General features: G+C 35.1%; 9 protein-coding genes and 1 tRNA gene. 6 read left to right on the forward strand and 4 right to left on the reverse strand.

All coding sequences use genetic code 11. The features are described 5' to 3' along the window. Window positions 1–43: 43 nt before the first annotated feature. The 4 genes from VHP32_01980 (at window position 44) to VHP32_01995 (ending at window position 7,589) form a co-directional block, all read left to right on the forward strand. Window positions 44–1,549 (forward strand): hypothetical protein, encoded by a 1,506-nt coding sequence (locus VHP32_01980; GenBank protein HEX2786645.1) that lies wholly within the window; start codon window positions 44–46, stop codon window positions 1,547–1,549. A 49-nt stretch (window positions 1,550–1,598) separates the two neighbouring features. Beyond that, window positions 1,599–2,606, forward strand: a complete 1,008-nt coding sequence (locus tag VHP32_01985; protein ID HEX2786646.1) for a DUF1028 domain-containing protein — start codon at window positions 1,599–1,601, stop codon at window positions 2,604–2,606. A gap of 4 nt (window positions 2,607–2,610) precedes the next feature. Beyond that, the gene (locus VHP32_01990) at window positions 2,611–4,569 is read left to right on the forward strand and encodes a M1 family aminopeptidase (GenBank protein ID HEX2786647.1); all 1,959 of its coding nucleotides are present in this window, start codon (window positions 2,611–2,613) and stop codon (window positions 4,567–4,569) included. Between the two features lie 128 nt (window positions 4,570–4,697). Continuing rightward, window positions 4,698–7,589, forward strand: a complete 2,892-nt coding sequence (locus VHP32_01995; protein HEX2786648.1) for a S8 family serine peptidase — start codon at window positions 4,698–4,700, stop codon at window positions 7,587–7,589. A 229-nt stretch (window positions 7,590–7,818) separates the two neighbouring features. Here VHP32_01995 and VHP32_02000 read toward each other — a convergent pair whose 3' ends face one another. Together VHP32_02000 and VHP32_02005 are read right to left on the reverse strand one after the other, a co-directional pair. Beyond that, window positions 7,819–9,249 (reverse strand): glycosyltransferase, encoded by a 1,431-nt coding sequence (locus VHP32_02000; protein ID HEX2786649.1) that lies wholly within the window; start codon window positions 9,247–9,249, stop codon window positions 7,819–7,821. A gap of 141 nt (window positions 9,250–9,390) precedes the next feature. Further along, window positions 9,391–10,197, reverse strand: a complete 807-nt coding sequence (locus VHP32_02005; protein HEX2786650.1) for an energy transducer TonB — start codon at window positions 10,195–10,197, stop codon at window positions 9,391–9,393. A 195-nt stretch (window positions 10,198–10,392) separates the two neighbouring features. On the opposite strand from VHP32_02005, the gene VHP32_02010 reads away from it, so the two are divergent. Then, complete coding sequence (locus tag VHP32_02010) at window positions 10,393–11,079, forward strand: serine protease (protein ID HEX2786651.1); 687 nt, start codon at window positions 10,393–10,395, stop codon at window positions 11,077–11,079. A 2-nt stretch (window positions 11,080–11,081) separates the two neighbouring features. Here the strand turns inward: VHP32_02010 and VHP32_02015 are convergent, their stop codons facing one another. Continuing rightward, complete coding sequence (locus VHP32_02015; protein ID HEX2786652.1) at window positions 11,082–11,735, reverse strand: hypothetical protein; 654 nt, start codon at window positions 11,733–11,735, stop codon at window positions 11,082–11,084. A 177-nt stretch (window positions 11,736–11,912) separates the two neighbouring features. Next, window positions 11,913–12,323 (reverse strand): DUF6232 family protein, encoded by a 411-nt coding sequence (locus VHP32_02020; protein HEX2786653.1) that lies wholly within the window; start codon window positions 12,321–12,323, stop codon window positions 11,913–11,915. Window positions 12,324–12,587: 264 nt separating this feature from the next. Here VHP32_02020 and VHP32_02025 point away from each other — a divergent pair. Beyond that, window positions 12,588–12,674, forward strand: a tRNA-Ser gene (locus tag VHP32_02025). Window positions 12,675–12,714: the final 40 nt, after the last annotated feature.

Consider the following 12,714-nt stretch of genomic DNA (forward strand, 5'->3'; position numbering starts at 1 on the left):
AAAAGCTAAGTTTATTCAGAATCAATTTTAAACATATACTTCTATGAAGCCATCAGAAGACCTTTTTGAGATAATAAAATCAATGACCAAAAGCGAAAAACGTTATTTTAAGATTTACAGCAACCTGCAATCCGGAAACCGCAAAGAAAATATGAATTATCTGAAACTATTTAATGAAATTGAAAGACAGGCAGAAAACGGAAATGAGTATGACGAAAGCAAAATTAAAGAAAAATTTAAAAAAGATAATTTTATCAAACAGCTGACCTTCACCAAAAATTATTTATATAACCAGATTTTTAAAAGCATGTTTAATTTTTATTCCGATGTTTCAAGCGATTATGAGCTTGGCTTAAATTTTTTTAAGACAAAGTATTTATACAGAAAAGGGCTCTTTGAGCAATATTTCAAAAGCTATAAAGTTTTAAAAGACACTGCGCTTAAATATGAAAAATACGGAAGTTATATCGATATTCTTAAACTCGAACGGATAATTGTAAAGATGAAAGATTATCTAAAGCATAAACAAATTGACTATTATGAGGAAGAAAAACAGGCAATCAAAAAAATTGAGAACCTTACTGCATATTCAAAACTAACGCGGGAAATTTCAAATCTTTATAGAACCGAACGGTATTCAATGAATGCAGCTACTCACAAAAAAATTAACGAACTTAAGAACCATTATTTGCTTTCTAACGAATCCGCCGCATTGACAATACAGGCAAAAGAGTATTATTGGTTTTTAAACGCTTTTCTTGCAAGGATAGAAAATAATATAGAGTTAAACTCCGAATTCAATAAAAAACGTCTTCAAATTGTCGAAAATCACCCTGATTCTTTCCGGGATTCCATAATAAACATAAAACAGGCGTGTCTTGAGAATCTCATAATTAATGCAATTTATCAAAAAGATTTTAAAACATATAAAGAAGTTTTTGATAAGCTTAACTCTTTAAAATTGAATGAGCGTGAAGCTGAAAAAAATTTTAAAGTGACACTTAAATATATTGAGTTTTTAAATAACCGAAACGTGCTTGATAATAATCAGTTGCTGAACACCATAGATGATATGTTTAACTTGATTGCATCTAATTCAAAAATTTTTGACCGGGATTTTGAGTTGGAATTTTATTACAAGTCTTTAGTTACCCTGATTGAATTAAATGAATTCGAAAGGGCGCTTAAATTCTGCAATGTAATTTTAAATCATGATATAAATGAATTAAGAAAAGACATACTCATAAAAACACGCATTTTAAATTTGCTTGTTCATTTTGAGCTTCATAATTATGAACTTTTAAAATATCTTATTAAAAACACAAAATATCATTTAAGCAAATCAAGAGAGATTGACATTTCTGAAAAAGTTTTCATTCAGTTTTTAACGAGATTCATTTCAAAGAAGGATAACAAATCTAAAAAGAAGGTCTTGAGTAAGTTCAAAAATGATTTTGAATTGTTAAAAAATCCAGCCAAAGACGCTAATATTTCCGAAAGTTTTGATTACTCGGCGTGGATAAGCAAAAAGGCAGAAGAATACCGATAGTGATTTAAACAGCGGAATTATTTATTTTGAGTCAACTAACATTCCGTTTATGAAAACTTTTTCCTTTCTCATAATTTTCTTTTTACTAAATTTTCATTTAGCATATTCCCAGGATACATTTTCAATCTGCGCCTGGGACCCCGTAACCGGTGAAGTCGGAAGCGCAGGCGCATCATGCGTTGCTAATTGTATTATACTAAGCGACGTTCATCCGGGTAAAGGCGTGATTCATTCTCAAGCATCGTATGTTGCCGCAAACCAGAATTATGCGCGGAGCTTGTTTCTTATGGGATTATCACCTCAGCAGATTATTGATTCATTAATTGCTCATGATGTCAGCAATAACCCGACTATACGTCAGTATGGAATTGTTAAATCTACCACATCACAAAGAGCAGGATATACGGGAGTTAACTGCCTGAATTATAAAAATCATATTACGGGTCCGACATATATGATTCAGGGAAACATTTTGCTTGGTCAGCAGATTCTTGATTCGATGGAAGCAAGATTTAACCGCGAACCGGGGAGTCTGGCAAAAAAATTAATGGCTGCTTTACAGGGAGCTAAAGTTATCGGTGCAGATACACGATGCGCTTCGCTAAATAAATCTTCCATTTCTGCATTTTTAAGAGTCGGCAGAACACAGGATACTCTCGGAAGCTTGTATCTTGATTTAAGAGTTAATAATACGCCGACCAACCGCGACCCGATTGATTCGCTTCAGGTGTTGTTCAACATGTGGAATCCTTCTCAAATCGTTAAACTCGAAAATGAAATTCCCGGAAGATTTGATTTATTTAATAATTATCCGAATCCTTTTAATCCCGTTACTACACTAAAACTCAGCATCCCTTCACAACTAAACGGGCAGAACATAAAATTAAACATTTATGATATTAACGGAAAGCTTATAGAAAAATTATTGGATGAAAAACTTGAAGCAGGTGTTTACCAAATCAGCTGGAATGCCTCCGATCGTCCGAGCGGAATTTATATTTACAGCTTAATTACAAACGGAACGGTTATTTCTAAAAAAATGATTTTAGTGAAATAATATTATGAAGTTTTTTATTTTACTTTGTTTTCTCTTTATCTCAGCTAATGCATACACACAGTCTTACAACCGTGAGTATGCGCAAAAAGAGATGCGGAAGTATTCTCATCTGCTTTCAGACGGCAAAGGAACATATAAAGGCGATACAAACATAGATGCAACTTATTATAAGCTTTTTATTCAAATCAATCTCAATCCAAACAGCATAAACGCATACACGCAGATTAATGCAACTTCATTGAAAAATTCTCTCAGTCAGGTTTTTCTGGATTTAACAAACGGACTCACTGTTGATTCAGTTATTCAAAACAATAACAAAGTTAGCTGGACGCATAACTCGAATAAAATTTTCATCGATTTAAAAAATTCTGTAAGCATTGGCGAAAACATCAGCGTAACTGTTTATTATCACGGGTTGCCGCCGCTTGATAATGAAAGCTTTGTATTTTCAACTCAAAGCGGTGCTCCTTTGATATGGACTTTATCGGAACCGTTCGGCGCATCGGATTGGTTTGTTTGCAAAAATACTCCTTCAGACAAAGCTGATTCAAGTGATGTGTGGGTAAAATGTTCAAGTGAACTGATTGCCGGTTCAAACGGATTGCTTGTTGAAACATTAAACAACGGAGACGGCACAAATACATATAAATGGTCGAACAGATATCCCATTGCACAGTATCTGATTTCGCTTGCCGTGACAAATTATACAAAATATGATATTTATTTCAGATACAGTTCAGGTGATTCCCTTCCGATTGTTAATTACATTTATCCGTCGAACTTTAATTCAGTAAAGCCAAATATTGACAAAACCCCTCTGATGCTCGGATTTTATACAAACGTATTCGGTGAGTATCCTTTTATAAATGAAAAATATGGGCATGCGCAAATTACCTGGGGTGGGGCAATGGAGCATCAGACAATGTCGTCTATGGGAACATTTATTGAATCGGTCATTGCGCATGAGCTTGTGCATCAATGGTTCGGAGATAAAATAACCTGCGAAGATTGGAGAGAAATATGGCTCAATGAAGGCTTTGCAACTTACGGAGCTGCACTTTGGGGCGAACATTCCTATGGAAAAGAATATTACAGGAACGATATTTCCCAGATTATGATAGATGCGCGGCGCGCGGTAGGAAGCATTTATGTTCAAGAACCAAACAGCGTTGCTGAGATTTTTAACGGTGATAGAAGTTATGCAAAAGGATGTATAGTTTTACATATGCTAAGAGGTGTTCTCGGAGATTCTTTGTTTTTCAAAACGATAAAAACTTATGCCAACGATTCATTGCTTGCATATAAATCTGCAACAACATCAGATTTTAAAAATGTTGCGGAAATGGTTTCAGGAACCAATCTCGATTATTTTTTCAACCAATGGATATACGGCGAAGGTTATCCGAAGTATGATTTAAGCTGGAGTATTGAACAAACTGAAAACACATACAGGACTAATTTTAACATAAATCAAATTCAGGAAATTACAAATCCTCTATTCTTCACAATGCCCGTAGAAATATTTTTTCAATTTGACAACGGAGATACTACAGTTAAAGTTTTTAATAATCAGAAAAATCAGGTTTTCACATTTAATTTTAATCAAAAACCCCGTTCATATAAATTCGACCCTGATAATCTAATATTAAAAGACATAAACACAGAACCGCCGGTAATTCCCGTATCGTATAAGCTTTATCAAAACTATCCGAATCCTTTTAATCCTTCCACAAGAATAGATTTTGAGTTAAAACAGCCGGGCAGAGTAAAGTTAAGTTTATTTGATGTAACAGGCCGCATTGTGGGTATTCTGTTAAATGAAAATCGCCGTGAAGGTTTTCATACAACTGAATTTTTCATCGGTAATCTGCCCACTGGAATTTATTATTACAATATTGAAGTTTTTGATGATTTCGGGCTATTAACCTTCTCAGATTCCCGAAAAATGGCGTTTATAAAGTAAACTTTATTCCCGAAATCAGAGTTAATAATATGAAATTTTGGAGATAAAATGTGATAAATATTTCCTAAATTTTATGGACAAGTGAAGAATTATAAACCCCTGAAGAAATAAATTAAATTTAAAACTATATGAAATTCAAACTTTTTACTCTAATGAGTTTGTTATGTCTTGCTTTTTTTAGTTTTGGACCAAAAAACGGAAATTACCGTTACGAGATGGTTAATGACAAAGTTATTAAAAGAACAGACTTAACAACAAATACTTATGCGCTTTACCAGAAAGGCAAAGTGATTCTGAAGTTCAAAACATATTTGAATGTTGATACAGACGGAAAACATTTCGGCATATCAAAGCTTGATAACATAATAAATGATTATAACGTGTCTTTAAGCGAAGAAAGATACAAAATTTCTGAAAGTAGGAAAGCAAGCTTCAAAAATGTAAAAGACATTGAGAATGTTTACACAATAAAATATGACTCGAATGTTGACCCTTATGTTCTTGCTGAAAAAATAATGGAGGAAAACAGTGACGTTCTCGAATTTGCTGATGTAGATATGGTTTATGAAATGGATTATATTCCGAACGATCCGAACACAAATGCTCAATATCACATAGGAAAAATTTCATCATTCGGCGCATGGGATTTTACAAAAGGTGATACTAATGTTGTCATCGGAATCGTTGACAGCGGAAGCGACCTTGACCATCCTGACCTCGCGGCAAACATAAAATATAATTATGCTGACCCGGTTAATGGAATTGATGATGATAATAACGGATACATCGATGACTGGCGCGGATGGGACTTTATCGGAAACGGTTCGGCAATGGATAATGACCCGAATGTATTCGGCAATAACTGCAACCACGGTTCGCACGTATCCGGCTGTGCTTCACAGGTTACTGATAACGGAGTTCACGGTGCAGGTATCGGGTTCAAATGCAAACTTTTAATTTCAAAGCATGGTGATGATGATGATTTCAGCGGAGAAGGCGGAACAAGCTTAATTTATAATTCCGACCAGGGTATATATTACTGCACGCAAATGGGCGTTGAAGTAATTAACTGCAGTTTCGGAAGTTCATTTTTTAGCGGAACTACTAATAATATGATTCAAAATGCCTGGGCAAACGGAGTGATTGTATGCGCATCGGCAGGAAACCAGAATACAAATGCACCGAGATACCCGGCAGCATATGATAATGCTGTTTCAGTTGCGGCAACAAATTCAGCAGACCTGAAAGCATCTTTCTCAAATTTTCACAGTTCGGTTGATATATCCGCTCCCGGAGATGGAATCGTCAGCACATTATGGAATGATACTTATGCGGCTTTCAGCGGAACTTCGATGTCATCACCTGTAACTGCAGGAACTGTTGCATTAATAAGATCAAAAAATCCAAGCTGGGCACCACAGCAGGTTGTTGACAGATTAAAATCAACTGTTGACAGTATTTATCATCTGAATCCTTCTTTTGTTGGATTGCTCGGAACGGGCAGAGTTAACGCTTTAAAGGCAATGACTGACATGCCTATTATTTCAATTCTTTCGAGCTCTTCAAGCGATTCTCTTTTGGGAAATAATGATAAAAGCTTCGGAATAAACGAACAGATAACGATTCAGCTTAATATGAAAAATATCTGGCAGGGAGCGAATGACTGTTCAATAAGATTAACGACAACAGACCCGGATGTAGAAATTGTCAAAGATTCAATTTATGTCGGAAACATCGGAGCATATTCGACCTTCTCAACAAGCTTAAACAATACTTTTATTGTTAAAGCTAAACCGAGCTGTCCTTTTGATAAAACAGTTACATTCAGATTATCTGCATCATCAAGCACATATACAGATTTCAATACGTCTGCAATTAATATTAAATTCCGTCTCGGATGGGTTACACATGATGTGAACAATATGTTATTGTCCTTAACAAAAGACGGAGCTATCGGTAAAAAATCAGAACCTTACGGTAACGGATTGACTATCCAAGGAGTAACGGGAAATAATATATTTGAAGGCGGATTAATGATCGCAAACAGCAATACTAAAGTTATGGACAACTGCAGAAGCTCGGCAGCAGGTAACGTTTCTGATACTGATTTTGTAGGATTAACAGGATATGATTTAAAAAGACCCGGTGATTATTCATCCCAGGATGGACGCGGATTCTTTAATGATAACGGAGCAGGCAGCAACAAGATTGGTCTTGAGGTAGATGCAAGAAGCTTTGCTTTTTCTGCAGCAACCGATGCCAATTATATTATTTTAAGATACAGGGTTCGAAACACCAGCGGAGTCAACTTAACAAATCTTTATGCTGGAACATATATTTTCTTCCAGCCGGGCGGAGTAATCGGAAATAATACTTCAACTGTAAATACCGAATCAAAGTTAGGATATACTTTTAATTCAAATGTTACGCTTCCTTATCTCGGTGTATCATTGCTGACCGAGCAGACTTTGAATTTCAAGCCGATAAACGGAACTGACATTATAAACGGATTTACAACGGATGAAAAATGGCAGGCAATGAGCAATGGGGTAAATTCGACGCCTATGGGACCGGGATTAAATGCGATTGTTGTTTCAGCAGGACCCTTTAATCTCAATGCCGGTGCAGAAACAATCGTTTCATTTGCAATTCTTAAAGGAACAACCTTGGTTGACCTTCTTGCAAATGCAAATCTTGCAAAGATTAAATACGGAACCATAAACGTAGGCATTCAGCAAATTTCTTCGGTTATACCTGACAAGTTTGATTTATCTCAGAATTATCCGAATCCTTTCAATCCTTCAACTGTAATAAACTTTGCAATCGCAAAACAAACTTTTGCAACATTGAATGTTTATGACATAACAGGAAGATTGGTTTCACAGCTTGTAAATCAGGAACTTCAACCGGGAAATTATCAATATACCTGGAACGGAAGTAGCTTATCGAGCGGTGCTTACTTCTATAGATTGCAAACAAATGAATTCACAAATACTAAGAGAATGCTTTTAGTGAAATGAAAAGGCAAAAGTAAAAAAGCAAAATTAACTGAAAATGGTTAATAAAAGGGGCGGAAGCCCCTTTTCTTTTGTATTCTGATTGATGTCATTCCCGCGCAGGCGGGAATCCAAAGATAAATGATTTGTATTCTATATTTTAATCTTTCAATAAAGTTTATAGAAACTAAGCTTTTATAAAATTAGCAGATATTTGCTTAGATCCCAGCCTCCGCTGGGATGACAAATTCTCTTACTTAAACTTTATTTTTCTTGCTGCGAAGAAAACCATTTTGAATAACAACCACCCGTGTTTCCACCGCTGAATGTTCGTTTCCCCGTATGTTCTTTCTTTATAACGTATCGGCAGGTCAATCATTTTGAGATTTAATTTTGCAGCACCGAAAATTAAATCAAAATCTCCAAAGGGGTCAAAGTTGCCGAAGTAACTCCTTTGTGCTGCAATTTTTTCGTAATCAGATTTAAATAAAACTTTTGTTCCGCAAAGTGTGTCTTTAATCGGCTGACCTAAAAGCCAGCTGAATGCAGCGCTGAAAAATTTATTACCCATAAAATTAAAAAATCTCATTGCCTTTTCATCCATAGGATAAACAAGTCGCACTCCGTTAATAAACTCCCCTGTTCCCGATGCAAGCGCATCATAAAAATTAGAAAGTTTTTCGGGCGGTACTGTCAGGTCTGCATCAAGAATCATTAGCAAATCCCCTTTTGCAATTTTAAAACCCTCCCGCACAGCGTTGCCTTTTCCTTTTCCCGATTGTTTTATCAGAGTAACAGATAATTTATTGTATGAATGAATTTCTTTTTGAATGATTTCATAAGTATTATCGGTCGAGTTGCCTTCTACAAAAATTAACTCGGTTTCTTTTCCAAGCTTATTTGTTCTATCAAGAATGTTTTTAATGTTCCCCGCTTCATTTCGGGCAGGAACAACAATGGAGACTGAATATTCTTTTTTAGCTTTTGGCTTAGGACGGGCAATCACAAAATTTGTCAGTGATAAATGATTGAAGGGAAAAATTCTTACAAGGAATTTATTAAAAAAAGGATTAAGCAAAGGAATATTTGCAGGGAGTAAAATCTCATGCCACGATTTAATCATTTCAAATCCCGATAAATCAAGAAGTCCCTTTATATCAGTAACGGTAATCCAATTTTGTTCAAGATTTTTTTTCTTTAATCCGGCAATTTCACCAAGCTTCAATGTCCATCCCCAGACCCGGCTGTAAAAATTTATAATTAATTTTGTATTATCATTACAAACCGGACGGATGTTTTCTAAAGCTTTCTGAATGTCATACAAATCATTCACTAAATCAGAAAGAATTATGTAATCGAATTTTTGATTCAAACCTGCAAAATCAAAATTCTGAACGTCCGCTTCAATAAATTTAATATCAGGATATTTTGTTTTAGCAATTTTTATTGCTTCACCTGAAAAATCTATGCCTGTTTTATTATTTGAGTTAATCTTTGCAAGCAAATCCCCCGTTCCACAGCCGGTTTCAAGAACTTTAGCATTTTCGGGAATGATGAAATTAATTATCTCAACTAATCTCTTGTGATATGAATTTGAGAAAAAATTTCCGCGGGGATTTTTGGAATAAATGTTATCCCAGAATTTTATTCGTTCTTCGTTGTATTTTTTGAGGGAGTTGTCCAATTATTGCAATAGCTGTGACAAAAATATTGCAATATTTTCTAATAATATACTTAAAAAGGAAAATAAAAAACCCCGGCTCATTTTCATAAACCGGGGTTTATACTACAAATTAATTACTAAATTATCCTCTTACGGTACTTTTTATTTAAACTTATTGCTAAGCTTAAATGTGAACGGAACCATTACCCAGCAATTTACGGGCTGACCGTTTTTTATTGCCGGTTCAAAGTTTAAGTCTCTTATCTTTTCTTCTACCTCATCATAAAAAATCGAATTACCTGTCATGCTTCCCACTCTTATAACATTACCGTTTCTGTCAACAAGGACTTTCACAGTAACCCTGCCTTCTATACCTTGCTCAACAGCGATTTCAGGATATTCCATTCTTCCCTGAATCTGAGCCAAGTTCAATGCGTTCGGTGATTTCTGAACCTTGTCCACAGTAAAGTTACCGCTTAAATCCTCAACAACAGGAGGTTTAATTACTTCTTCAGGAACTTCAGGTGTCTCAGGTCTTTCTACTACTGTTCCTGTATTATTATTGGCAACACCCTCCTCACCATCCTTCGATACGTTATCAGGAACAGTATTTAATTCCTGTTGTGTCTTAATAGTCTGAATTTCTGCATCATCCCGTTTAACAGGTTCCGGCGTCATTGCTTCATCATCTTTCAACGGAACATTTTGCTGCGGTTTAACCTCTTCCGGTTTTTCCGGCTCGGTTAAGCTTGGCGGAAGCATATCATCAAGATATATGACTACAGGTCCATTGTCTTTCACCTCAGGAATTTCAGCAGTTGAATCAATGTATCCTTTTAAAATTATGCCTCCGGCAACTAGTGCATAAATTACCAGTGCAGAGATAAATCCTCTGAATGTATATTTCGGAGCAACGGCTTTCAGCTCTGATGCACCGTAAGGAACGTTAAGAAGTTTAATGTTGTCCATAATCCTTTGTTTTTAATTTATGGAGTTTTCTATTTATACATTAGCAGTTTCAAAAAGTTCATTTGTTCGAAAGTGATAAAATTTCATTATAATAATCCCCTCTTTGGGAGGGGGTGTAAAAAAGCTACGGGGTGTGTTAAATTTGAAAAAGGAACTGTATATCCAATTTGATGTTTAAGTAGTATATCAAAATTTATGAAACATTTTATTATACTTTTAATTTTGATATTGACGTCTTTTACGTTCAGCTCAGAAATTACAAATGCGCAATATCTTAATTCATACGAAAATTCACCGGAAGACATTGATGATGTATTTAATCTTGCATCACCGTCAATTGTTACCGTGCTCGGAGAGAGAAAATGGAGCGACGATGAGTCTTTTACAATGGGCGGAAGCGGTGTGCTGATAAATGATGACGGGCATTTGCTGACAGCTTATCATGTAATAAACGAATCAACTAATCTGCGCATTTATAATTCAACGATACATAAGAGATTTAGTCTCGAGGTTATTGAAACTTACCCCGAAAGGGATTTGGCTTTGCTGAAAGTCAGAGATGATGACATTTATGATTATTACAAGCCGATCAAAGTGCGCCCGTTTGGCGACATGACGGATATGCATCCCGGACAGTCAGTATATTCGCTCGGAAGATTTGGCGGCGATACATGTTTCATCCAGACAGGGACATTGACGGAAATCATAAACCAGCCGCTTTCAGATGAGTTTTATAATTACATTCCGCAGGTTGTGTTCGATGCCAATTTATATAAAGGATTTTCGGGAGGAGCACTCGTTGATGAAGAAGGTTATCTACTTGGAATAATCAGCAACCGCGATTACGAAAATCACAGCCGGAACTACGCCATCGTGCCGTGAGTTTATTTTTTTCCTTCGTTGATTTGTTCCATCAGTTTTGGGTAAATGTTGGTGAAATGAACTTTAATATGACTTTCTAAGAAACCTTTTATCATTTGTGCATCTTCCAGCATTTCATCTTCACTGATTGTTTTTTTACCATCATATTTAGACTCCAAAATTTCATCCAAATTAAATCCATGGGATTTATCCAGGCTGTCTATTAATGGTTTCAGATTGTCGTCTATAATGTATGATATTTTTATTTTCCCTATTACTTCATTCAATGTTTTTCTATTCTCCAATACCTGATTCTGAAACTCCTCCGTTTTCATATCATTATCATTACTTTCTTTTAAAAAATCAACATTATTTTCATCAATACTATCATTAAATAGTTTATCATAATTGCTCAAAAGAATGTGTGTATTAAGTTGAAACAAATTATTTAAGTATGATTTTTCCAACCCGTGTAACTGGATAAAACTTTCTTCTCTTAATTCCTGCAGGTGTTTGTTTTTATAAGCGGCTTCCGTATTTGAAAAATTTAAGTAGTCTCCGACAAATACACCAATGAGGGCTATAACTGACGGCACAACAATCAGCACCCATTCACTGACTCCTTTTTTCTCTTTTGCTGTTTCTTTCTTTTCCGAAGCAGAATCTTCTGTTGGCATTGCAGTTACCTTTTATTTGGCATAATATTAAAAAAATAAGATGGAAATGAAATAGCTTAATGAAAGCTGAATGAGTTATGCATTGAAAGTAAGAAAAGTGTATTTATTGGGGGATAATCATCAACCGCGATTATGAAAACTACAAACGGGATAATGCTATAGTGCCGTTAGTTTATTTTAATTTATTATTGCTTGATTTATGGCTTCAATTATTTTATCTACAGTATATTTGTCTGAAGAAGAAAAAATATTTTTTGAACCGGAATTTGTATCAATTGTAATATAATGAGTTACTATTTCTTGTTTTTTTTCCTTAATTAAAAATCCTGACAAAAATATTACTGTTCCTATAATTACCCAAGATGCAGATTCAACAGTTTTTCCTACCATAGGTGCTCCAATCGACATAACCATTAACCCTATTCCGAATAATAATAATTTATATATGGTATTTTTTTCTTTATGTTTTGTATTTACTCCATAACTTACAGAGGAAATGTTTCTAATTAAATAAATAATCTGATTTACTATGATTCTTGATGAAGTAATTGTAACATTGTCTTTTTGATAATATATATATTCTGTCATATATATGCCAAAATTTTATTATAGTTCAGAAGTATTTTTAAAATAATAATATTGTCTTTTTTTATCAATTATCAATCTTTGCGTTTGCCTTGTCTCTGAAAACGGGGTTAGGTATTTTTGTATAAATACTGGGGATTCCTGCGTGACCATAAAGGGGCTCCGTGGGAATGACTTCACACACCCCGTCTCCGACAAGTCGGAGCCACCCCTCTCAAGAGGGGGTTTATTTGCCGTTGTTGGTGTTTTCACCAACAACCAATATTCAGAGAGTTGCTCGAGTGGTTGAAGAGGCACGCTTGGAAAGCGTGTAAAGTGTCAAAGCTTTCAAGGGTTCGAATCCCTTACTCTCTGCTCTCATCTGTTACTTTCTTTAGCAATTCATATTTTTGCC

This window comes from Ignavibacteria bacterium (assembly GCA_036262055.1).
Taxonomy (GTDB): Bacteria; Bacteroidota; Ignavibacteria; order Tepidaquicellales; family Tepidaquicellaceae; genus DATAJP01.

Excerpts from the sequence above, each read along its gene's own strand:
- VHP32_01980 (HEX2786645.1), top strand. The coding sequence starts at position 44 with ATGAAGCCATCAGAAGACCTTTTTGAGATAATAAAATCAATGACCAAA.
- VHP32_01985 (HEX2786646.1), top strand. The coding sequence starts at position 1,599 with ATGAAAACTTTTTCCTTTCTCATAATTTTCTTTTTACTAAATTTTCAT.
- VHP32_01990 (HEX2786647.1), top strand. The coding sequence starts at position 2,611 with ATGAAGTTTTTTATTTTACTTTGTTTTCTCTTTATCTCAGCTAATGCA.
- VHP32_01995 (HEX2786648.1), top strand. The coding sequence starts at position 4,698 with ATGAAATTCAAACTTTTTACTCTAATGAGTTTGTTATGTCTTGCTTTT.
- VHP32_02005 (HEX2786650.1), bottom strand. The coding sequence starts at position 10,197 with ATGGACAACATTAAACTTCTTAACGTTCCTTACGGTGCATCAGAGCTG.
- VHP32_02010 (HEX2786651.1), top strand. The coding sequence starts at position 10,393 with ATGAAACATTTTATTATACTTTTAATTTTGATATTGACGTCTTTTACG.
- VHP32_02015 (HEX2786652.1), bottom strand. The coding sequence starts at position 11,735 with ATGCCAACAGAAGATTCTGCTTCGGAAAAGAAAGAAACAGCAAAAGAG.
- VHP32_02020 (HEX2786653.1), bottom strand. The coding sequence starts at position 12,323 with ATGACAGAATATATATATTATCAAAAAGACAATGTTACAATTACTTCA.